The organism is Paradevosia shaoguanensis (assembly GCF_016801025.1).
Taxonomy (GTDB): Bacteria; Pseudomonadota; Alphaproteobacteria; order Rhizobiales; family Devosiaceae; genus Paradevosia; species Paradevosia shaoguanensis.
Genome location: NZ_CP068983.1, coordinates 2378315 through 2400737, shown reverse-complemented (window position 1 = coordinate 2400737; position 22423 = coordinate 2378315). Strand labels below are relative to the sequence as shown.

Genomic DNA, 22423 nt, shown 5'->3' with positions numbered 1-22423 from the left:
CGCTCAGTAGATGAGCGAGGTGGCGCCTTCGGTCATGTAGTCGTTGAGCTGCTGCCAGGAGATTTCCGCCGTCACCGCGCCATCGGCATAGGACGCGACCTCATAGGGCTGGAACTGGATGACGAGGCCGTTATCCGTGATGTTCCAGCGCGAGGTATCGGCCACGACCTCTTCGAGCCAGGACTGCTCGATATCCCAGAGCAGTTCGCCCCGGTCGTCCTTGAGCCGCTTGAGCACGAGGTCAGCCACCGGGGTCACCCACTTCTTGCCGGTAAAGATGTCCGACGCCTGGAGCGGGCGACCTTCGCCGCGCAGGAAATGCAGGTAGGTGATGCCGTAATTGCCGTGGGCCGCCCCGTGCCCGAACCAATAGGTCGAAACCTCGACATCGATCCGCGCATCGCTCACATGGGAAACCGTCAGCGAAAGATCATGGTCGGACGAGGTGCGCGATTCCCCCTCATTGTCCTCGGTGCTGTCGGTCTTGGTGCCGCTCGCCAGCTCGGCGTTGACCATGGCGTTGAAGCCCTTGGCCTCTTCGCCCTTGCCGTCGAGCTGGACGGCCGAAGTCGTGTCGGTGGCGATCTTGTAATAGCTCTCCCCTTCCGGATCGGGAGCCGACCAGAAGGTATCGGCGAGATAGAACCTCAGCCCGCCCAGCATCCGGCTGCCCTCGAGCGAGCGGATTCGGGTGATGTACTGGCTAGAAAGACATGCGACGCGCTCGTCCGCGATCTTTTCCTGGCCCGGCAGCATGTCGTCGGCGCAGACCTTGCCGATAAAACCCAGCCAGTCGCGCTGGCCCTTGAGCATCGCGTCCGAAGCCGCCTTGCTCAACCCGCCCACCGCCGTCTGGTAGGCGACCGCAAGCACCTCGTCCTGCGCCGAAAGCGCCGGATCGGAACAGATGGCCTTCTCGAATGGCGTGGAAGCCTTGGCGCAATCGAAGCTGGCGGCTTGCGCCACCGGCGCGGCCAGGACGAACATGGCAAGGGCGAACATTATCCGGAGCAGCATGGCGGATTCCTTCTGTTGGCCGGGCGCGGCAACCCCAAATGGGATGCGGCGTTGGTAGAAGCATAATCAAACCAAAACAATAGGCAGACGATGACGGCACTGAGCGATAGGGTAAAGACTTTCTTTATCGATTATGCGCGGCTGGCCAACGCGGCCCTCGCCGACCCGCCGGCCGACAACACCGAAGCCATCGCCGCCTGCTTTGCCGCCTATTTCGTGGGAAGCTCGCCCAAGGGCGTCTATGGCGCGTCCAACGGAGAGGACCTGCGCAAGGTGATCCCGCAGGGCTACGACAATTACCGCGCCGTCGGCGCCACCGCGATGAACCTCACCGGCGTCGCGGTGACGGAGATCGACGACCTACACGCCATGGCGCGCGTCGGCTGGGATTTCCGCTACCGCAAGGATGGAGCGGAAGGCAGCATCACCTTCGCCAACCACTATTTCCTTACCGAAGCCGATGGCTCACTCAAGATTTTCGCTTACGTGACGCCGGACGAAGAGGCCGCCATGCGCGCGCACGGCCTCATGTAGGCGAACCCGCCCAGGCCGCCCGCAGCAGGGCACGAAGGTCTTGCTCGCTCACAGTGCGCGGATTGGCATAGCCCGCCCCAAGCACCTCGGGGATCACCCGCTCGATATCGCTCTCGGCCATGCCCAGCGCCCGCAATGAAGTCGGCGCTCCTGCCGCAGCGCCAATGGCCGCGATCGCGCCTCCCGGATCGGAACCCAGCACGGCAACCAGGCTCGCCGCATTGAAGCGCGCCACACGCGGCAGCAGGGCTGCATGGGTCTGCGCATGCGGCAGGTCCAGCATGCCACCCAGCACATGCGCCAGCTTGTGATGCAGCCCCATCGTCGTCTGTCCGAGCGCAAAGCCTGCAAGATAAGCCGCCTCCAACGCCCGCTCCCGCGCCGCACGATCAGCCGGATCGCGCGCGATCGCCGGCAGGCTCGCACCGAAGAGGTGGATGGCACGTTGCGCGGCGAGCGTCGAAAGCGGCGCCCGGTCCGGCGCATAGAGCGCTTCGACCGCATGCGCCAACCCGTTCATGCCGCTGGCCGCCGATATGTCGGGCGGCAAGGTCAGCGTCAGCCCGACATCGTAGATCACCGTCCCGGGCCGCACCCGCTCGTCACGCAAAGTGGTCTTGCGGCCATTTTCGGTCTGCCCCAGCACCGGCGTCATCTCGGAGCCGGCATAGGTGGTGGGCACCACGATCTGTTCCAGCCCCGTTCGCAAGGCCAGCGCCTTGCCCAGTCCGATCGCCGAGCCGCCGCCGATGGCGACGATCTGCTTCGCACCGGAAGCCGCCAGCTTCCCCAGCGCCTCCTCGGTCACAGCCACCGGCGTATGCATCCGCGCCAGCGCGCAGATTGTGCCCTGCCCCAGCTCGGCCGCCAACGCTTCCGCCACTGGCTTGTGGCCGGGCGTCGTGACGATGAACCCGTGCCTCCCCTCCAGCGCCTGCGCCACGGCGGAACGGTGATCTTCACCGAAGATCACCGTCTGCTCGTGGCTATGGGCGCGGAAAGGCATGGCTCAGTTCCGCAGGAACAACTGGATCGCGGCCAGCTCGTCCTGCCGCAATTCATGCCCGCCCTCGTGCCAGTGGAGCGTCACCTCGGCCCCCTGGCGCGTGAAGTAGTCGGCCAGCTTCTGCGTCTCCGCCGCCGGAGCGATCGGGTCGCGGCGCCCTGCCGTGATCAGCACCTTGCGCCCCGCCAGCCCCGACGCGTCATTGGGCGCGAACGGGATGAGCGGGTGCATCAGCACCAGCCGGTCGAAGAGCTCGGGATGCTCGAAGGCTACCGAGGCGAGGATATTGGCGCCGTTCGAATAGCCCAGCCCGATCGTCTCGCGCGGCTGCCCTTCGGCCACCCGCGCCTTGACGAAACCGGTCATCTTCTCGACCGCCCGACCGAGGTCGGCCATGTCGTAGACGCCCTCGCCCGTGCGGCGGAAATAGCGGGCTGCCCCGCCTTCCGACACATCGCCACGCGGCGCGATCAGCCGCGCGCCCGGGATCAGATGCTGGCCGAGGTCGAAGAACTGGTTCTCGTCCCCGCCCGTGCCGTGGAAGAGGAACAGAGCCGGGGCAAAAGCCTCGGCTCCCTCGCGTTGACGATAGACGTAGTCGCTCATCTAGGCCTCCAGCGGCTGCAGATGGTTTTCAAGCGCGGCGCGCAGGTGCTCGTGCTGCATGGGCAGCTTGAGCGCTTCGCCCAGATGCGCCGTATCCTCGTCCCGGTCGAAGCCGGGCTCGTTGGTGGCGATCTCGAACAGCACGCCGCCGGGCGTCCGGAAATAGATAGCCCAGAAATAGTCGCGGTCGATCACCGGCGTCACCTGGTAGCCCGTATCGAGCAGCGCCTTGCGCACTTCGAGCTGCTTGGCGCGATCCTCCACCGCAAAGGCGATGTGGTGCACCGAGCCGGCGCCAAGGGTCGCGCGCTGGGCTTCCGGCAGGGTCTCGATATCGATGAAATCGGCCCCGTTGCCGCCCGGAATGGCGAAGCGCTTGATGCCGTTGCTCGTATCGGCCTCCTGGTAACCCATGAACTTGAGCAATTCTTCGGTGGCCCCACCATCGCGCAGGCGCAGGGACGCCGAATGGAAACCGCGGATGGCCTCGTCATTGCCGACCCCGCCCTGTGTCCAGACCGGACGCTTATCGCCCTTGTCCTCGACCAGCGCGAAGCCGTCGCCGTCCGGGCCGGTAAAGGTCAGCCGCTTCTGCCCGAAGCTCTCGCCTTCCGTCACCCCACCGACGCCAAACTTCTCGAAGCGCTCGCGCCAATAGGGCAGCGAGCCCTCGGGCACCGAAAACACCGTCGTGCCGACCTCGCCCGTGCCTGGACGGCCGCGCACGATATGCGGGAACGGGAAATAGGTCATCACCGTGCCGGGCGTGCCGATCTCGTCGCCATAATAGAGGTGGTAGACGCTCGGCTCATCGAAATTGACCGTCTTCTTGACCCGGCGCAGGCCGAGCTTGTTGGTGAAGAAGGCATTGTTCTTCTGGGCGTCATCGGCCATCGACGTGACGTGGTGCAGCCCCTTGATCTGGTTGAGCATGGTAAGTCTCCTTTCGCTGGGACTGAAGATAGGCCCTCAGATTGTCTCTGATAATCGGCCCACACGGCAACCAATTGTTGCGCGTTCAGAGAACAATCAGATGTCACTTGCGCCCGAAAACCGCCTGCGGCATAACCTGACTATGGATATCAAGAATTTACTCCCCAGCCGCGTCCGCCACGACATCCGCGTGCGCAAGCTCACTGTCGCTGCCATCACCGACATCACTCCGCTCATGCGCCGCATCACGCTGGCCGGCGATCAGCTCGAGGGCTTCACCAGCCCCGGCTTTGACGACCACATCAAGATGTTCTTCCCACCCGAGGGCGAGCCATTCCCGGAAACCAGGCTTGGTCCGGACGGCCTCGTCTTCGAGGGCCAGCGACCGCCGATGCGCGATTATACGCCCCGGCGCTACGATGCCGAAAACAGAACGCTCGATATCGACTTCGTGCTCCATGGCGATGGCCCGGCCGCAAGCTGGGCGGCGCGCGTCAAAGTCGGTGACCCCGCCCTCATCGCCGGTCCGCGCGGCTCGATGATCGTGCCCGATGGCTTCGACTGGTACCTCCTGGCCGGCGACGAAACCGCCCTCCCCGCCATCGGCCGTCGCCTCGAGGAATTGCGCCCCGGCGTCAGGGCGCTGGTGGTCATCGAGGTCGCCTCGCCCGCCGAGGAACAGACGCTCACCACCGCCGCCGACGCGCAGATTCAATGGGTCCACCGCAACGGCGCTCCCGCCGGCACTACCGGCATCCTCGCCGAAGCCCTCGCCAGGCTGGCGCTCCCCGAAGGCCGCGGCTTCGCCTATGTCGCCGGGGAAGCCAGGCTCGGCCGCGAGGCCAAGAAACTGCTGCTCGAAGAGCGCGGCCTGCCCCCCGAACTGGTCAAGATCGCCGGCTATTGGGCATTGGGCGAAGCGGACGCCCACTTGCCGCACTAAACGCTGCGTGCCCTCTCCCCTTTGCGGGAGAGGGTGCCCACAATGGGCGAGGCGTTCGCCTACAATTCCGTCAGATAAATGCTCGTCTCCGAATGCGAGACCCCTGGCACCTGGCGAATTCGCGTGATCACCGCATCGAGCCCGGCCAGGTCGCGCGTCTGGATTTCCGCCACCAGATCCCACCGCCCATTGGTCGAATAGATCCGCACCGCTTCGGGGAGGCGTTTCAACTGCGCCACGACAGGCTTGATGTCGCTGGATCGCACCTCGAGCGCAATCTGTGCCCGCACCAGCCCCGTCTCGACATCCGACCGCAGCCGGATCGTGAACCCGGCAATGATCCCGGCCCCCACGAGCCGGTCGATCCGGTTCTGCACCGTCCCGCGCGAAACGCCCAGCATTGCCGCCAGCTTGGCCGCTGGCAGTCGCCCATTGGCGCGAAGCAGCTCGATCAGCCGCCGATCAGTTTCATCGAGCGCCGTTTCCTGCTGAATTGCCATACCTGCCTGCTGTTTCGTCAAAACTCTGACGGATCGTAACACATTGCCTGCTGTTTGTTGACTCGATCCGGCGCGATCCTTGTTCAACCGCAAGGAGAGGCGCGCGATGGATATCTCACTGCTCGGCATTCCGCTCGAAGCCGGCAACAGCGTTCCCGGCACCCTGATGGGGCCGGCTGCGTTGCGCACCGCCGGCATCGCCGCCATGCTGACCGGCCTCGGCCACGAGGTCCGGGACCACGGCGACGTGGTTCCCGCCGCCGCGCCCGCCGACCTCTCCGGCCAATTGCCCACCTGCCGCAATCCCGGCGAGATAAAAGCCTGGACCGAGGCCATCCACGATCGCGGGCTCGACGTCCTGCGCGCCGGCGGCGTACCCATCTTCATGGGCGGCGACCACGCCCTCTCCATGGGCACTGTCGCCGCAGTCTCGCGCCATTGCCGCGAAACCGGCCGCGACCTCGCCGTGCTCTGGCTCGACGCCCACGCCGATTTCAACACGCCCGACACCACGCCTTCGGGCAACATGCACGGCATGCCGCTCGCCTTCCTCACCGGCGAACCCAGCCTTGCCGGCCTCCTCGCCGGCCGCGATCTCGTGCCCCTGGCCCCCGAAGCCATCCACATCTTCGGCCTCCGCTCCATCGACCTCGATGAACGCATGCGGCTCGACGAGCATGGCATCGACTGCATCGACATGCGCGCCATCGACGAGAACGGCGTCTCCAACCTGCTGCGCGAGCTGCTGGCGAAACTCGATCCCGAGCGCACGCATCTCCACGTCAGCCTCGACGTCGATTTCATCGACCCCTCCCTCGCGCCCGCCGTCGGCACCACCGTGCCGGGCGGGGCGACCTATCGGGAGGCACATCTCATCATGGAAATGCTCCACGATTCCGGGCTCGTCGGCTCGGTCGACATCGTCGAGCTCAACCCCTTTCTCGACGAACGCGGCAAGAGCGCGCGCCTCATGGCCGAGCTCGCCGCCAGCCTCTTCGGACGCACCGTGCTCGACCGGCGCCCGCGTCCGACAGCATGACACAACAGGGAGGAGCGCTATGTCGCTCACAAGTGCCGACTTCATCGCCATTGAACAGGAACTGGGCGCCCGCAACTACAAGCCCCTCGACGTCGTCCTGACGCGCGGCGAAGGCGTCTATGTCTGGGACGTGGAAGGCAACCGCTATCTCGATTGCCTCTCGGCCTATTCGGCCGTCAACCAGGGCCATTGCCACCCGCGCATCTTCAACGCCATGGTCGAGCAGGCCCGCAAGCTCACCCTCACCTCGCGCGCTTTCTGCAACGACCAGCTGGCCCTCTTCTACGAAGAGCTGGCCGAACTCACCGGCGCCCACAAGGTTCTGCCGATGAACTCGGGTGCCGAGGCCGTCGAAACCGCCATCAAGGCGGTGCGCAAATGGGGCTACGAGGTCAAGGGCGTGCCCGAGGGCAAGGCCGAGATCATCGTCGCCGCCAACAATTTCCACGGCCGCACACTGGGCATTGTCGGCTTCTCGACCGACCCGGAGGCGCGTGGCGGCTTCGGCCCCTTCGCGCCCGGCTTCAGGACGGTGCCGTTCGGCGATGCCGCGGCATTAGCTGCCGCCATCAATCCCAACACCGTCGCCTTCCTCGTCGAGCCCATCCAGGGCGAAGCCGGCGTGCTCATTCCGCCACCCGGTTATTTCCGCGAAGTGCGCAGGCTCTGCACTGCCCACGGCGTCACCCTGATCCTCGATGAAATCCAGACCGGCCTCGGCCGTACCGGCAAATTCCTCGCCGAGGAGCACGAAGGCATCGAGGCCGACGTCACCCTGATCGGCAAGGCGCTTTCGGGCGGCTTCTACCCGGTCTCGGCCGTGCTTTCGAATTCGGAAGTCCTGGGCGTCCTCAAGCCCGGCCAGCACGGCTCGACCTTCGGCGGCAATCCCCTGGCCTGCGCCATCGCGCGCATGGCCGTCCGCGTCCTCCATGAGGAAGGCATGATCGAGAACGCGGCCGTCATGGGCGCCCGCTTCAAGTCGGGGCTGCAGTCGACGCGCTCCAACCTCGTCAAGGACGTGCGCGGCCGCGGCCTCATGCTGGCAGTCGAGCTGATTCCGGAAGCGGGCGGCGCGCGTCAGGTCTGCGAGGCGTTGCAGGCGCACGGCATTCTCGCCAAGGACACCCACGGCGATACCATCCGCTTCGCCCCGCCCCTCGTCATCACCGCCGATCAGGTGGATTGGGCTTTGGAGCGCATTGAGAGCGTGCTGACATCGGGCACCGCCATCCATTAGGGTCCGTACTCACTTGCACCGGTAGCTGAGGTTGCGATGGCCGCCCCACCCACCGGACTTCCCCGGACTTGATCCGGGGCCCATTGCCACCCTCCACCCGAGTGGAGGAACCCGTGGGCCCCGGCTCTGCGGCCGGGAAGTTCAGTGGGCGTGGCGCGGCAGACGGCAGCGCTTCCGTTGGAATCTTTCGGATGGGAAGATAAGGCGCTCTGCGGGCGCCGGGACTTATTGAGTACGGACCCTAGTGCCGCTTGAAATACTGCACTTCGCGCTCGTGCTTTTCGGCAGCCTCGCGGCTGTCGAAGGTGCCAAGGTTCCGGCGCTTGCCGGTGTCCGGGTTGATCTTGCGCGAGTAGAGCCGGTACTGGCCGTTCTTGAGCTTGCGGATCATGGCGCGTTCTCCTGTCGCAAGGGGAACGCAGCGCCCTATTTGCCGTTCCCGGCCGGCGGGCTCATCAGCTCGAGGATGGCCGCATAGACCAAAGCCGTATCGCCCAGCGGCTCGCCCGGATTGATGACGTCGTGCGGCAGCAACCGCGCCAGCGGCAATTCCTTGACCGTCACCTCGCGCCCATGCGCATTCCAAGAGGCGATGAGCTGACGCGCCAGCGCATTGGAAACCGCAATGTCTGCTGAATTGAGCAGCATGGAAATCCGCTCGACCTGCGGCGGCGCCTCGCGCGCGCCCGCCTCCACCACCCGACCCAGTCGCATCACCTGCGCCAGCGTATGCACCGATGGCGTGGGGAAGGCATAGCTTTCGGCCGCGTCTCCCGCCGTCTCGGTCGGATTCCACCACAGCATCAGGTCGGGCAGCATCAGCGCCAGCTTGTTGGCGGCACTCGTCGCCCAGGGCGGAATGACATAGGGCCCGAGGAAGGGCGACACCGCCACCACATCGGCCACGTCGCCCCGATATTGCGCAATCCAGGTGGCGATCGTCCCGCCGGCCGAAAGCCCCACCACCGAAACCTCGTCGCCCAACCCCTGCGCCAGATCGACAGACTGGTTGGCGAGATCGACGAGGTCCTCCGCCGTCAGGTCCATCAGCGCCGTCGTCTCCGGGTCGGCGAGCCCATGCCCCGCCATGCGCGGCAAATAGACATTGTAGCCCTGGTCGAACAGCACTTTGGCCAGCGCCTCGCCTTGCGCGGGGCAACTGGTCAGCCCGTGGAAATAGATGGCAACACGCGCCGTCTTGCTGCCATGCGTCAGCAATTGCGACGGGCAGCGCTCGTGCAGGGCCAGCCCGGCCTCCTTGGCGCGGATAGCATCGAACGCCGCCATGGCTTCCTCATAGGTCGCCGCCGGCTTGGCCGTCACGCCATTGGGCACCAGCCCGCTCTTGTCCGCCGGGATGAGGCTCAGCGTCAGGAACGAGCCGACAAGGAAGGCCAGGAGAATCGCCGCCAGCACGCCCGCCATCTGCGCACCCTTGCCGATCTCCAGCCGCCGCCCGGTCGCATCCACGATATCGGGCCGCGCCCGGTTGACCGCATAGGCGATCACCGCCCCGACCACCGCCATGATCAGGGACATGGCAAAGCCGGTGATCATCAGGGTAATGCCGGTAATGAGCACCACGCCGCGCACCCGCTCCGGCAAACCGCCCGCCGTCGCCCCGTCGCGCTGCACCAGCTCGGTAAGGCCGAAGACCACCGGATAGGAAACGAACGCGACGATGATGCCCGTCGCCGCCCCGCGCCAGAGCGAGAGCCGGCCCGGCCGCGCCATCATCGCCCACCAGAGCAGCCAGCCGACGAGGAACACGCCGCCGAACAGCGTCGCCCAGGTGACGAGCCCTTCGTTGTTGAAGAGGTTCCAGCTGATGTCGAAGCGCAGCACATTGGCGGCCGCAATCGCCGCCAGGCCGAAAACGATGCCGGCCAAGGCACTGCCCCACAGACCCTTCATGAACCGCCCCCTCAAACCAGCCTTTTCACCATTGTGGCATGGGCCTCAATCCGCGCAATAGACCGACAAGGTCGCTGCCCGGCATCGGCGGATAGCTGGCCCGCATCGGCCCGCGCGAAGCGTCACGCCGCACATCGCTCGGCGTATAGCCGAACTCGCGCTTGAAGGCCCGGCTGAACTCCGCTGCGTCGAGGAAACCACGATCGGCCGCGATATCGGCAATCCGCCGGTGGTCGCGCGTATCGGCCAGCGACATATGCGCATCCAGCAGCCGCCGCGCCCGGATATAGTGCGCAATTCCGCCCGACGGCTCGAACAGTCGATAAAGCCGCGACCGCGACACGCCGAGCTTGCGGCAGAGCATGTCGACATTGAGCCCGGGCGAGAGCAGTTCCTCCTGGATCAACCGCCGTGCCCGCTCCAGCAAGGTCGCATCGATCGGCCGCTGCGCCTCGGCCAACCCTTCCGACGTCGGCGCAAGACAGGCGAGCAGCATAGTCCGCGTCGTCGCCAGCACGCTCGGCAGCTCTTCCATGGTCAGCATCGGCAGCCGCCGCTCGAGGTCGAGCAGGTAATCCGCCAGCAGCAGCGACAGGCCGCTGGTCGGTGCGCATCCCTCCGCCCCATCGAGAATGGCCGTGGAATCCGCACAGAATTCGCGTGGCACGAAGAGAAAGAGTGCGTTGAGGTTCTGCGTCTCGCCGGCGAACTCGCCGCCCAGCGTCGTCACATGCAGCGAACCCTCGACCGCACTGGTCACGAAGCCGCGCCGCCCGAACGACATCGAGCCGCGCCGCACGAGCTGGATCAGCCAGTGGTCGAGTGCATCGCCCCGCACATGCCGCGAAGTCCGCTCATAGGCAAAGGCGGCCGTCCGGCTGCGCAGCACGGCTATGCTGCCCAGGTTCCAGGCGGTCTGCTCCAGCAGGAAACCGGTATTCGCACCCATCGGCGTCACGTCCGCGATCGGTCCGATCAGGTCGCGCCAGAACGCAAACTGCTCCGCCCGGGGCAAGCCGGCCGTGGAGATATCCATTCTTACAAGGTCGCCCCTGTCTTGCAGGCGCTCGCTCGATCTACTGAGAAGAGTATTGTGCACGGGTCCGCTCCAGGCACGTCTCAGGATCTATTGCCGATGTACCAGGGTGGCCTCCGGCACATCATCTAAAGCTTTTGAAAAGTCTCCATACCAGAAGGCCTTAGCCTACGACAAAGCGACGGCAGAATCCACCGCTGCGCAGTAACGCGCCTTCCGATCGACGATTCGCAACTTTGCTAACGCGGCTGGACGACCAGTCGCTTGAGATAGCGGTCCGAGACCCAGCCTTGCGGGCCCTCGTGTTTGACGAGGCAAAAATTGCGCTCGCAGCGCACCATTTCCACCTCTTCGCCGCGATGGAGAATATCGACCACCGGGAAGCGCGTGCCCGGTCCCTGGCGCACGTTGACGGTGGCGGTGGCGAGGGCAAGGTTGCCTGAGGGCCGCATCTGGGCCTCGGCGACCCCGACGCTGGCGACGAGCGCCACACAGGCGAGTAGCGGACGCAGCACTGACGCTATCTGCATTCCTTATTCTCCCTGGGCCATGATGACCCGAACACCAGTCTAGCTGGCAGGAAGATGAACGGGATTGGCTGACCGTCCCCGCATTTGGCTATCCGTCCCCCAATGCAACCACCGCCCCACTCCCTTCTCTCCTCGCGGGAGAGGGGTGCGTAGCGCCGGACGAGGGGGAACGGAGCCATCCCCCCCCCGCAGCTCACGTGAGATCACCCTTCTCGCCAGCGAGAAAAGTGCCAAAAAATCACCGGCGCTTGAAGGCCGCTGCCAGCGCATCGCCCAGTGCGCCTTGCGTGGGCTTCTGCGGTGCCGGCTTGCCGCCACCCCCATTGCCACGTGGACCACCCGGTCCACCGCCCGACTTGCCGCCACGCGGCTGCTGCCCGGCTTCCCCGCCGCCATCCTTGCGCATGGAAAGCCCGATGCGCTTGCGCTTGGTATCGACCTCGACGACGCGGACTTTGACCACATCGCCGGCCTTCACCACCTCATGGGCGTCCTTGATGAAGCGATCGGCCAGTTGCGAGACATGGACGAGACCATCCTGGTGCACGCCGATATCGACGAAGGCGCCGAACGCGGCGACATTGGTCACCGTGCCTTCGAGCATCATGCCCGGCTTGAGGTCCTTGATGTCGTCCACGCCCTCGGCAAAGGTCGCCGTGCGGAAGGCCGGCCGTGGGTCGCGCCCAGGCTTTTCGAGTTCGGCGATGATATCGCGCACCGTCGGCAAGCCGAACCGCTCGTCGACAAACACCCGCGGATCGAGCGCCTTGAGCGCCCCGCTGTCCCCCATCAGCGCCCGAACATCGCGCCCGCAGGCGGCCACGATCTTACGCGCCACGCCGTAGGCTTCCGGGTGTACCGCCGAAGCGTCGAGCGGCTCGGTTCCGCCCGGAATGCGCAGGAACCCAGCGCATTGCTCGAACGTCCGCTGCCCCAGCCGGGCAACGTCCAGGAGGTTCTTTCGCGTGGAGAACGGCCCGTTGGCATCGCGATGGGCGACGATGGCCTCGGCCAGAGATGGCCCCAGGCCCGAAACCCGCGCCAATAGCGAAGCCGAGGCGGTGTTGAGATCGACACCCACCACGTTCACCGCATCTTCGACCACCGCATCGAGCGCCCGCGCCAGCCGGTATTGGTCGACGTCGTGCTGGTACTGCCCGACGCCGATCGACTTGGGCTCGATCTTGACCAGCTCGGCCAGCGGATCCTGCAGGCGACGCGCGATCGAAACCGCGCCACGCAGCGACACGTCGAGCCCCGGAAATTCCAGCGCCGCCGTCTCGGAAGCCGAATAGACCGAAGCCCCCGCTTCCGAAACGATGACCTTGGTCGGCTTGGGCGCCGTCATGTCAGAGAGCATGTCGGCCACCAGCTTTTCCGTCTCGCGGCTGCCGGTGCCGTTGCCGATGGCGATGAGTTCGATGTCGTGCTTGCGGATGAGCGCGGCGAGTTCCGCCTGCGTCCCGCGCACGTCGTTGCGCGGCGGGAAGGGATAGACGGTCGTCGTGTCGAGCAGCTTGCCCGTGCGGTCGACCACCGCCACCTTGACGCCCGTCCGGATGCCCGGATCGAGCCCCATGGTCGGCCGGCTCACCGCCGGCGCCGCCAGCAGCAGGTCCTTGAGGTTACGGGCGAAAACCTGGATGGCCTCTTCGCCCGCCCGTTCGCGCAGGTCACCCATCAGGTCCAGCGCCAGGTGCAGCGACAGCTTGATGCGCCAGGTCCAGTTCGCCACATCGAGCAGCCATTTGTCGCCCGGCTTGTCGCTGGCAATGCCATAGGCCGACGCGATCATCCGCGCCGCGGGCTTCACGGTCGACGCGTCGTCCGCGTCTACCTCGATATCGAGCGAAAGCGTCTCCTCGTTGCGCCCGCGCAGCATGGCCAGCGCGCGATGGCTCGGCACCCCCGCCCAGCGCTCGACATGGTCGAAATAGTCCGAGAACTTGGCACCGGCCTCCTGCTTGCCCTCGGCCACGCGCGAGCGCAGGAACGCCTTGTCCTTCATGTAGGTACGCAGTCGCCCGACAAGGTCGGCATTCTCGGCGAACTGCTCGGCAATGATGTCGCGTGCGCCCTCCAGCGCCGCTTTCACGTCCGGCACGTCGTCGGTGAGATAGGCCTGTGCCAGGTCCGCCGGCACCAGCGCCCGGTCAGCAAGGATCGCTTCGGCCAACGGCCCCAACCCACGCTCGCGCGCGATCTCCGCCTTGGTGCGGCGCTTGGGCTTATAGGGCAGGTAGATATCTTCGAGCCCGGCCTTGGTCGTGGCTTTGGCGAGCTTGTTTTCCAGCTCCTCGGTCAACTTCCCCTGCTCGCGGATCGAAGCGACGATACTGTCGCGCCGTGCATCGAGCTCGCGCAGATAGGCCAGGCGCTCCGAGAGCAGGCGCAATTGCGTGTCGTCCAGCCCGCCCGTCACTTCCTTGCGGTAGCGCGCCACGAAGGGCACGGTCGCGCCTTCGTCCAGGAGGCCGATCGCGGCCGCCGCCTGTTCGGGGCGGGAGCCGATTTCGGTAGCAATGAGGGCGGCGAGGCGTTTGACGTCGGTAGCCATGGAAATCCGGAATCGAAAGTGGGACGGCGACCATAATGGCAATGCCTCGCCCGAACCAGTCGCCCCGATTTCGTCCACAGCCTGCCGCTAGACGAGGTGCTCAGAAATGCTCCGCGCCGCGCTCACGATCATCTCCGCATGCTGCGTCCGTGCCTCCTCGCCCGCGCGCACCGAAGGGGTCGAAATGCTGATCGCCGCAATCGACCGCCCATCCGAACCCACGATCGCCGCCCCCGTGGCAAAGACGCCGTCGCGCCACGAGGCTGTCGTCGCATAGCCCTGTGCCCGCGCCGTCGCCAGCTCGGCCAGCAGGTCCGGCAGTGCCGGCGCATCGGCCGCCGCCACGGCCTGGCTCGCGGCGCCGGCCGCAACCGCATAGATTCGCGCCACTTCCGCGTCCGACATGCGCGAGAGCATGGCCTTGCCGGTCGCCGTCACCAGCACCGGGGCGCGCCCGCCCAGCGGCTCGACATGCCGCACCGCATGGGGGCTTTCGAGACGCTCGACCAGCACGATCTCCATGTCGTCGAGCACCGCCAGGTGCACCGTCTCCTGCGTTTCGCGCCGCAGCTTTTCCATGATCGGCAGGGCCGCTTCGCGCAGCCCGAAATGGCTCCCCGCCTTTCTCGCCAGCCGTCCCGCGCGGAACGCCAGTTCCCACCGCGTCCGCTCGCCGGCGGCGGCCCTTATCCAACCCGCTTCATGCAGCGTTTCCAGGGCTCTCTGCACCGAAGACTTGGGCTGCTTGAGGTGCGTCGCCAGCTCGCTCACCCCCACGGGCTGCAGGTCCGCGACCGTTTCCAGGACCAGCAAAGCCTTCCGCACGCTGTTCATGACTTGACAATCCCTCTCATCCCCAATAGCTTTCGTGCCGTATATTGGAACAATATGCCAAAATACGGCACAACACAAGCCACTTCGTTATCGGCGGATACAACGTCGGTCGCGGAAATCAAGGAGGGAAATTATGAGGCTGAAGGGCCCATCGATGCATCGCCTGCTGGCAGGCGTGGGCATCGCTGCACTATCGCTGCTGGCGTCGCCAGCCCTTGCCGAGGAGCCGAAGTCCGGCGGCACGTTCAAGCTGGTGGGTTCGGGAGACGTTGCCGGCTTCGATCCGGTCTCGGCGCGCACCGCCGCGGTCTTCCTGCACCGGGCCCTGACCCGCACGCTGGTCGCCTTCCCCACCGATCCCGATCCGAAAGTGGCCAGCCGCCCCGTTCCCGATCTCGCCGAAGCCGTGCCCACCCCCGAGGAAGGTGGCCTGGTCTATCGCCTGAAGATCCGCGAAGGCGCCACCTGGAACACGCCCGACGCGCGCCAGATCACGGCTGCCGACGCCATCCGCGGCTTCAAGCGCCTGTGCAACCCCGTTCAGCCCACCGGCACGCCCACCTACTATATCGGCGTCATCAAGGGCTTTGAGGACTATTGCGACGGCTTCGCCAAGGTAGCCGGCGACGTCGATTCCATCCGCTCCTACGTGGAAGGCACCGAAGTGCCGGGCCTCGTCGCCGAAGACGAGCGCACGCTCAAGATCACGCTCGAACGCCCCACCGCCGATTTCAACTCGATCCTGGCGCTGGTGTCCTCCGCGCCCGTTCCGGTCGAAATCCTCGACTACCTGCCCAATTCCCCCGAACTGCGCCGTAACTACGTGAGCTCGGGTCCCTACGTCATCGACGAATACGTGCTCAACGAGACGCTCTCGCTCAAGCGCAGCGACACCTGGAACGCATCCGCCGATCCGCTGCACAAGGCCTATGTCGATCGCATCGAAGTCGCCTTCGGCACGCCCGATGCCGGCAAGACCCAGCGCATGATCGAAGCCGGGGACATCGACGGCTATTTCGATCTCTCGATCGCCACGGCTGACCTCACCCGCATCATGGCCAATCCGAGCGATCCGCAATTGCTGCAATTCGCCGATGGCGCGGTGAACCCGATCCTCGTGCTCAACATCGCCTCGCCCAACAACAACAAGGCGCTGGGCGATCTTCGCGTGCGCCAGGCGATCAACTACGCCGTCAACAAGGCCGCGATCGTCCAGGTCGGCGGTGGCCCCGCCGTCAAGGAAGCCACCGACCAGATCCTCACCGCCAACGTCGTCGGCTACGAGCCCTACGACCTCTATCCGACCCCCGACCATCAGGGCGATCCGGAAAAGGCCAAGCAGCTTCTCGCCGAAGCGGGCTTCCCCAACGGCATCGAGCTCAAGTTCAGCTATGCCTCCGGCGGCCGCTACGATCTCTACTCGGCGGCGCTCGAGGCCGATCTGGCCAAGGCCGGCATCAAGCTCATCATGCAGCCGGCGCCCTCGCGCACCGTCATGTCGCAGATGTACCAGAACCGCCAGGCCACCAATGGCGGCGCCTGGGACGTGGGCATGACCTCGCTGCGCGCCGACTGGGTCGGCGATTCCGCCCGCACCATGATCATCCCGATGTTCCACGGCGAGGCTTGCGAGAGCAGCACCAGCAACTGGACCTGCTACAACAATCCCGAGGTCAACGCGCTCATCGAGACGGCGCTCACCGCCACCGACGAGGCCGCGGCCGCCGCGGCGTGGGCCAAGGCTGACCGCATGATCATGGAAGACGCGCCCATCGTGCCGCTCATCACCGGCAAGATCTCGCTCTACGCCTCCAAGCGCATGCGCGGCACCACCGTCAACCTGCTCTTCAACAACGTCGACCCGACCCTGGTCTGGATCGCCGAGTAATCCCTTCGCGCGGGCGGAACGGCCGCCCGCGCTCCCCTCTTCCGGAGACAAACAGTGCAATACCGCCAGATCGGAACGTCCGGACTGAATGCGTCGGTCCTCTCGCTCGGTTCCTACCAAACCTATTCGCGCATGGAATATCGCGACATCGTCAACCTGGTCCGCCGCGCCGCCGATCTGGGCATCAATCTGTTTGACGTTGCCCATTACCGCACCGCGCCACACACCGAAGTCGTCCTGGCCCGCGCCCTGCGCGATGCCGGCCTCAAGCGCGACCAGATCATGATCATGGACAAGGTCTGGTGGTATGACGGCGACGATCCGACGCTCGAAAAGCAGCTGGACGAGCTCCTCTTCCGCCTCGATACCGACTATCTCGACGTCGTCATGTGCTACGGCATGCGCCCCGGCCGCGACGACCCGGCCCAGACCGCCCGCCTCAATGCCGGCTTCGTGACCTCGGGCCGCGCCCGCGCCTGGGGCGGTCTCAACTGGTCCGCCAAGGACCTGCGCATCGCCTACGACACCTGCAAGGCCGAGGGTCTGCCCACCCCGCAGATCGTCCAGCTCAAATACAACATCGCCCGTCGCCACATTGTGGAATCGCCCGAATACACGGCCCTGCGCGCCGAAACCGGCATCTCGATCCACGCGTCGGACAGCCTCGAGGGCGGCATCCTCGCCGGCAATCTCGTGCGTGAGCGCGTGCTCGGTCGCGATCCCGGCAATGTGCGTGAAGACATCATCGCGCTCGTGCCACGCCTCGCCGAAGTCGCCAGGCGCTTCGACTGCACCATGGCCCAGATGGCGATCGTCTTCTGCCTCTCCAACCCGCAGACGGCTTCGCTCCTCTTCGGCGCCAGCCGCATCGGCCAGCTCGAAGACAATGTCGGCGCCGTTGCCGTGCTCGAAAAGCATGGCCCGGCCATCCGCGAGGCGCTGGCCGATTTCGGCGTGGCCGGTCACGAATTCGACCTGCCCCCGAACCACGCCACGCCCCTCACGACCGCCTGATATCGCCACCGGAAGACGCGCATGACGGACATTCTGATCAGTCCAGAACCGCAGGCCATCCCCCTGACCACGCGCCAGCGCGTGGTCGGCAGGCTCCTGCGTGACCGGGCAACGATGGCAGCTCTTGCCGTCATAGTGCTGCTGGTGCTCACCGCCATCTGCGCGCCGCTCATCGTGGCGCTCGTCGGCCACGGCCCCAACGAACAGTTCCGCGATATCGGCCTTACTCCGGGCGGCGTACCGCTGCCGCCCAATTCCACCTTCCTGCTAGGCACCGACGCCGTCGGCCGCGATCTCCTGATCCGACTCGTCGTCGGCACCCAGATCACCATCTTCGTCGCCGTCACCTGCGCGCTCGTCGCCATCGCCATCGGCGTCGTCATCGGCATGCTGGCCGGCTATCACGGCGGCCTGCTCGATACGCTGCTAGCCGGCTTCATCGACGTGGTGCTGGGCCTGCCGCTCCTCATCACCGCCATCGCGCTCGTCTCGGTCTATGGCGCCAGCTTCCCCATCATGATGGGCACCATCATCTTCTTTACCTGGGGACCGGTCGCGCGCGTCGTGCGCAACCTCGTGGTCTCCGCGCGCGAAGGTGAATTCGTCGATGCCGCCCGCATGCTCGGCGCCAGCGACCTGCGCATCATGGTCCGCGAAATCCTGCCCAACATCGCCGGCCAGGTCATCGTCTATGGGAGCCTGCTCATTCCGCAGGTGATCGTGCTCGAAGCCTCGTTGAGCTTCCTTGGCCTCGGCGTGCCCCCGCCCACCCCCACCTGGGGCGGCATCATCGCCGAGAACCAGACCAATTACGCCGTCGCCTGGTGGTCGATCCTCTTCCCCAGCCTCTTCTTGCTGGCCGCCACCCTCGCCTTCAACCTTGTCGGCGACGGCCTGCGCGATGCGCTCGATCCCTCGTCCGAATACCGCAAGCGCTAGGACCCAGGCATGCTCCGCTTTCTCCTTCGCCGCCTTGCCTTCGGCCTGCTGACCATCTGGCTCATCACGCTCGCCGTCTTCGTGCTCTTCTACCTGGCGACACCGGGCGACCCCGCCCTGATGTTCGCCGGCGAATTCGCCACCGCCGACCAGGTGGCCATGGTGCGCGCGCGGCTCGGGCTCGATCAGCCCATCCACATCCAGTACCTGCGCTACATGTGGGCGCTGCTGCACTTCGATTTCGGCATGTCCTTCGTCAACCAGGAGGAAGTGCTCACCACCATCGTGCGCCGCATGCCCGCCACCATCTCGCTGGCTTTGGGCTCGGTCGGCGTGTGGCTGCTGATCGCCATTCCCGCCGGCATCTTCTCGGCGCGCCGTGCCGGCACCGCCGCCGACCGGCTCATCACCATGACCGCCCTTGCCGGCATGTCCTTCCCGACCTTCGTCGTGGGCACGCTGCTCTTCTACGTCCTCTTTTTCCTCCTAACCAATGCCGGCTACCCGCTCTTCCCCTCGGGCGGCTTCGTGCCGATCACGCGCGATCCGGGCGAATGGCTGCGCCACATGCTGCTGCCCTGGGCAACGCTCGCCGTCGTCGGCACCGGCACCTATACCCGCATCGCCCGCGGCTCCATGCTCGAAACCCTGAACCAGGACTACGTGCGCACCGCCCGCGCCAAGGGCCTGGGCGAGCGCCGTGTCATGTACAAGCACGCTTTGCCGCCTGCCCTCACCCCCGTCATGACCCTTATCGGTCTCGACCTCGGCGGGCTTCTCGGCGGCACCATCATCACCGAGCGCATCTGGGGCCTCAACGGGGTCGGCTCCCTCGCCGTCCAGGCCATCGAGACGGGCGACCTGCCCGTCATCATGGGCACCGTGCTCATCGCCGCCCTTTTCGTTGTCGTAGCCAATCTCTGCGTCGACATCCTGCAAGCCGTGCGCGACCCGCGCGTCAGGCTGAGCTGATCTGACTATTATGGAGTTTCCGATTGTTGCAGCCGAGCCGTCTTCCCAGCCGAAAGGCAGTGCAGCGATGAGCAAGCATCTTGGCCTCATCGTCCCGCCCGCGGCCGGACTCGTGCCGCCCGACGCCGCCATCGTCTATCCCGGCCAGTCCTTCCTCGCCGAAGGCCTGGGCCTGGGCGAAATGACCAATCGCGGCTACGATTCCGTCATCGCCTCGGTCGGCGCCGCCGCCCGGCGCCTCGCCGAACGCGGCGCGCAGGTCATCGCCCTCATGGGCACCTCGCTCAGCTTCTATCGCGGCCCCGACTTCAACGCCGCGCTCGAGCAGGAGATCGCCGACAGCTCGGGCCTCCCCGCCCTCACCATGAGTTCGGCCATTCTCGACGCCATCTCCCATCTCGGCGTGCGCCGCCTCGCGGTGGCCACCGCCTATCGCGACGAAGTCAACGACGCCCTCCTGCGCTTCCTCGAAGCCGCCGGCCTTGAGGCGCTCTCGCTGGAGCACCTGGGCATCGCCTCGATCGATGAGGTCCATGCCGTCGGCGAGGACGAAGTCACCGAGCTCGCCCAGCGCGCCCTCGCTGCCGCCCCCGACGCGGAAGCCGTGCTCATCTCCTGCGGCGGCCTCGCCACCCGCGCCGCCGTCCGCACCATCGAGACCGACACCGGCATCCCCGTGATCTCCTCCCCGCTTGCCGGACTCTGGGCCACGATGCACGCCGCCGGGCTCGATCCGCGCGCGCAGGGGATCGGGCGCCTCTTCGAGACCGCTCCGGCGCATTAGGAGAGACGCATGTTCGTTTCGGTCCGCGACCTTAAGGTAGAATTCCCCACCAGCGAAGGCATGGCGCGCGCGGTCGATGGCCTGAGCTTTTCGGTCGAAGAGGGCAAGACCCTCGCCATCGTCGGCGAATCCGGCTCCGGCAAGACCGCCGCCAGTCTCGCCATGATGGGCCTGCATGCCCCCGGCACGCGGATCGGCGGCGAAATCTCGATCGGCGACGCCCAGATCGTGGGCGCTCCCGAGGCCCGCCTCAAGGCCCTGCGCGGCAAGCGCATGGCCATGATCTTCCAGGACCCGCTGACCGCCATGCACCCCTATTACCGGGTCGGCGACCAGATCAGCGAAGCCATCCGCGCCCACATGCGCCTCGGCTCATCCGCCGTCCGCAAGCGCGCCTTCGAACTGCTCGAACGCGTCGGCATGGCCGACCCCGCCCGCACCTTCCTCAGCTATCCGCACGAACTGTCCGGCGGCATGCGCCAGCGCGTCATGATCGCGGTCGCCCTGAGCTGCAATCCACAACTCCTCATCGCGGACGAACCCACGACCGCCCTCGACGTCACCGTGCAGGCCCAGATCCTCGATCTCCTGCGCGACCTGCAACGCGAATTCGGCACGACCATCGTCCTCATCACCCACGACCTCGGTGTCGTCGCCGAAATGGCCGACGATGTCGTGGTGATGTATGCCGGCCGCGCCGTCGAAACGGGCGCCGTGCGCGACGTCTTCCACCACCCCTCGCACCCCTATAGCTGGGGCCTTCTCGGCTCCATGCCCCGGCTCGATGAGCAACGCGACCGGCTGACCGCCATTCCCGGCTCACCGCCGACCCTCGTTGCCCTGCCCGCCGGCTGCGCCTTCCAGCCCCGCTGCCGCTTTTCCGGCGAAGTGCCCGACGGCCTCTGCCGCAAGGTCGCGCCCGGCCTTTCCTCGGTCGAGGACCGCCACACCATCCGCTGCCATCTGAGCGCCGCCGCCCGCGATGCGGCCCGACCGCTCCTTACCGAGATTGAGCGATGACCCGTCAGTCCCAGGCCCTGCTCGAGGCCAAGCACCTTTCCAAGCGCTTCACGCTCCAGGCCGGCCTCTTCAGCAAGAACGCCCCTTCGGTCAAGGCCGTGGACGATGTGTCCTTCGACATCATGCAGGGCGAAACGCTCAGCCTTGTCGGGGAATCCGGCTGCGGCAAGTCGACCACCGGCCGCCTCATCGCGCGCCTTCTCGAACCGAGCGCCGGCTCGCTCCATTTCGAGGGCGCCGACATTTCCGGGATTGCCGGCAACGATCTACGCCGCCTTCGCCGCGACGTGCAGATGGTCTTCCAGGACCCCTATTCCTCGCTCAACCCGCGCCAGACCGTGGGCGCCATTCTCGAAGCGCCCTTCGAGATCCAGGGCGTCGAGCCACCCGGCGGCAAGCGCAAGGCCGTGCTCGACCTCATGGAGCGCGTCGGCCTCAAGCCCGAGCACGTAAGCCGCTTCCCGCGCGAATTCTCCGGCGGCCAGCGCCAGCGCATCGGCATCGCCCGCGCCCTGGCCCTGCGCCCCAAGCTCATCATCTGCGATGAGCCAGTCTCGGCGCTCGACGTCTCCGTTCAGGCCCAGATCGTCAACCTGCTCCAGGACCTGCAGCGCGATTTCGGCCTCTCCTACCTCTTCATCGCCCACGACCTCTCGGTCGTCCGCCACATCTCCCACCGGGTCGCGGTGATGTATCTCGGCCGCATCGTCGAAATCGGCTCTGCCGCCACCGTCTACGCCCGCCCCGCGCATCCCTATACCGCCGCGCTCCTTTCCTCGGTCCCCATCCCCGATCCCGATCGCCGCAGCTCGGGCACCCGCACCGTCCTCAAGGGCGAAATCCCCAGCCCCATCAATCCCCCCACGGGCTGCCACTTCCACACCCGCTGCCCCCGCGCCCAGGACCGCTGCCGCTCCGAAGCCCCGGCGCTGCACAAACAAGGCGAAAACCACCAGGTCGCCTGCCACTTCCCGCTGGGAGCGAACTGACTGGGAGCCGCGTCCGGCATGCGCGGAACCAGCCGCGCAAGCTCTTCCTCTTCCTCTTCCTCTTCCTCTTCCTCTTCCTCTTCCTCCACCCCCACCTCTCCCCACCACCGTACTTCCCCGGGCGAAGA

22 protein-coding genes are annotated in these 22423 nt (G+C 66.3%); 11 read left to right on the top strand and 11 right to left on the bottom strand.

The annotated features are described in order from the left end of the window. Window positions 1-3 precede the first annotated feature (3 nt). Window positions 4-1017: a DUF3298 domain-containing protein gene (locus JNE37_RS11485; protein ID WP_203062828.1), complete on the bottom strand. Its 1014-nt coding sequence runs from the start codon at window positions 1015-1017 to the stop codon at window positions 4-6. Between the two features lie 90 nt (window positions 1018-1107). On the opposite strand from JNE37_RS11485, the gene JNE37_RS11480 reads away from it, so the two are divergent. Beyond that, complete coding sequence (locus JNE37_RS11480; protein WP_203062827.1) at window positions 1108-1551, top strand: hypothetical protein; 444 nt, start codon at window positions 1108-1110, stop codon at window positions 1549-1551. Here the strand turns inward: JNE37_RS11480 and JNE37_RS11475 are convergent. Genes JNE37_RS11475 through JNE37_RS11465 form a run of 3 tightly spaced genes read right to left on the bottom strand, consistent with a single transcriptional unit; the run spans window position 1544 to window position 4096 of the window. Then, window positions 1544-2557 (bottom strand): maleylacetate reductase, encoded by a 1014-nt coding sequence (locus JNE37_RS11475; protein WP_203062826.1) that lies wholly within the window; start codon window positions 2555-2557, stop codon window positions 1544-1546. The genes JNE37_RS11480 and JNE37_RS11475 overlap by 8 nt on opposite strands. Window positions 2558-2560: 3 nt before the next feature. After that, the gene (locus JNE37_RS11470) at window positions 2561-3163 is read right to left on the bottom strand and encodes an alpha/beta hydrolase (RefSeq protein WP_203062825.1); all 603 of its coding nucleotides are present in this window, start codon (window positions 3161-3163) and stop codon (window positions 2561-2563) included. Continuing rightward, window positions 3164-4096 (bottom strand): VOC family protein, encoded by a 933-nt coding sequence (locus JNE37_RS11465; protein WP_203062824.1) that lies wholly within the window; start codon window positions 4094-4096, stop codon window positions 3164-3166. 100 nt (window positions 4097-4196) lie between these two features. On the opposite strand from JNE37_RS11465, the gene JNE37_RS11460 reads away from it, so the two are divergent. Further along, window positions 4197-5039 carry a siderophore-interacting protein gene (locus JNE37_RS11460; protein WP_246513212.1) on the top strand — a complete coding sequence of 281 codons (843 nt, stop codon included), beginning with the start codon at window positions 4197-4199 and terminating at the stop codon, window positions 5037-5039. A gap of 59 nt (window positions 5040-5098) precedes the next feature. Here the strand turns inward: JNE37_RS11460 and JNE37_RS11455 are convergent, their stop codons facing one another. Further along, a complete protein-coding gene (locus JNE37_RS11455; protein ID WP_052015087.1) occupies window positions 5099-5539 on the bottom strand; it encodes an Lrp/AsnC family transcriptional regulator in 441 nt (146 codons plus the stop codon). Window positions 5540-5645: 106 nt separating this feature from the next. On the opposite strand from JNE37_RS11455, the gene rocF reads away from it, so the two are divergent. Then, window positions 5646-6578, top strand: coding sequence for an arginase (gene rocF / locus JNE37_RS11450; protein WP_203062823.1), 933 nt, complete (start codon window positions 5646-5648; stop codon window positions 6576-6578). A gap of 19 nt (window positions 6579-6597) precedes the next feature. Beyond that, window positions 6598-7818 (top strand): ornithine--oxo-acid transaminase, encoded by a 1221-nt coding sequence (rocD, locus tag JNE37_RS11445; protein WP_203062822.1) that lies wholly within the window; start codon window positions 6598-6600, stop codon window positions 7816-7818. A gap of 241 nt (window positions 7819-8059) precedes the next feature. On the opposite strand, the gene JNE37_RS11440 is transcribed toward rocD, so the two are convergent. From JNE37_RS11440 to JNE37_RS11415, 6 genes are all read right to left on the bottom strand, one after another. Next, the gene (locus tag JNE37_RS11440; RefSeq protein ID WP_152572021.1) at window positions 8060-8209 is read right to left on the bottom strand and encodes a hypothetical protein; all 150 of its coding nucleotides are present in this window, start codon (window positions 8207-8209) and stop codon (window positions 8060-8062) included. 35 nt (window positions 8210-8244) lie between these two features. Continuing rightward, the gene (locus JNE37_RS11435; RefSeq protein ID WP_203062821.1) at window positions 8245-9732 is read right to left on the bottom strand and encodes an alpha/beta hydrolase; all 1488 of its coding nucleotides are present in this window, start codon (window positions 9730-9732) and stop codon (window positions 8245-8247) included. Between the two features lie 25 nt (window positions 9733-9757). Next, window positions 9758-10768, bottom strand: coding sequence for a helix-turn-helix domain-containing protein (locus JNE37_RS11430; RefSeq protein ID WP_052152605.1), 1011 nt, complete (start codon window positions 10766-10768; stop codon window positions 9758-9760). Window positions 10769-11007: 239 nt separating this feature from the next. Beyond that, window positions 11008-11298 (bottom strand): SH3 domain-containing protein, encoded by a 291-nt coding sequence (locus JNE37_RS11425; protein ID WP_035030749.1) that lies wholly within the window; start codon window positions 11296-11298, stop codon window positions 11008-11010. A 238-nt stretch (window positions 11299-11536) separates the two neighbouring features. Further along, a complete protein-coding gene (locus JNE37_RS11420) occupies window positions 11537-13855 on the bottom strand; it encodes a Tex family protein (RefSeq protein ID WP_203062820.1) in 2319 nt (772 codons plus the stop codon). Window positions 13856-13942: 87 nt separating this feature from the next. Next, entirely contained in the window at window positions 13943-14689 is a 747-nt protein-coding gene (locus JNE37_RS11415; RefSeq protein ID WP_203062819.1) for an IclR family transcriptional regulator, read from the bottom strand. A 133-nt stretch (window positions 14690-14822) separates the two neighbouring features. On the opposite strand from JNE37_RS11415, the gene JNE37_RS11410 reads away from it, so the two are divergent. The 7 genes from JNE37_RS11410 (at window position 14823) to JNE37_RS11380 (ending at window position 22295) form a co-directional block, all read left to right on the top strand. Next, window positions 14823-16577, top strand: a complete 1755-nt coding sequence (locus tag JNE37_RS11410; RefSeq protein ID WP_203062818.1) for an ABC transporter substrate-binding protein — start codon at window positions 14823-14825, stop codon at window positions 16575-16577. A 54-nt stretch (window positions 16578-16631) separates the two neighbouring features. Further along, window positions 16632-17591, top strand: a complete 960-nt coding sequence (locus JNE37_RS11405) for an aldo/keto reductase (RefSeq protein WP_052015084.1) — start codon at window positions 16632-16634, stop codon at window positions 17589-17591. A gap of 21 nt (window positions 17592-17612) precedes the next feature. Further along, the gene (locus JNE37_RS11400; RefSeq protein WP_203062817.1) at window positions 17613-18530 is read left to right on the top strand and encodes an ABC transporter permease; all 918 of its coding nucleotides are present in this window, start codon (window positions 17613-17615) and stop codon (window positions 18528-18530) included. Window positions 18531-18539: 9 nt separating this feature from the next. After that, the gene (locus JNE37_RS11395) at window positions 18540-19502 is read left to right on the top strand and encodes an ABC transporter permease (RefSeq protein ID WP_035030737.1); all 963 of its coding nucleotides are present in this window, start codon (window positions 18540-18542) and stop codon (window positions 19500-19502) included. Between the two features lie 67 nt (window positions 19503-19569). Continuing rightward, entirely contained in the window at window positions 19570-20286 is a 717-nt protein-coding gene (locus JNE37_RS11390) for an arylmalonate decarboxylase (protein WP_035094838.1), read from the top strand. 9 nt (window positions 20287-20295) lie between these two features. Next, window positions 20296-21306 (top strand): ABC transporter ATP-binding protein, encoded by a 1011-nt coding sequence (locus tag JNE37_RS11385; protein ID WP_035094835.1) that lies wholly within the window; start codon window positions 20296-20298, stop codon window positions 21304-21306. After that, window positions 21303-22295, top strand: coding sequence for an ABC transporter ATP-binding protein (locus tag JNE37_RS11380; RefSeq protein ID WP_203062816.1), 993 nt, complete (start codon window positions 21303-21305; stop codon window positions 22293-22295). The genes JNE37_RS11385 and JNE37_RS11380 overlap by 4 nt, the downstream gene beginning before the upstream one ends. Window positions 22296-22423: the final 128 nt, after the last annotated feature.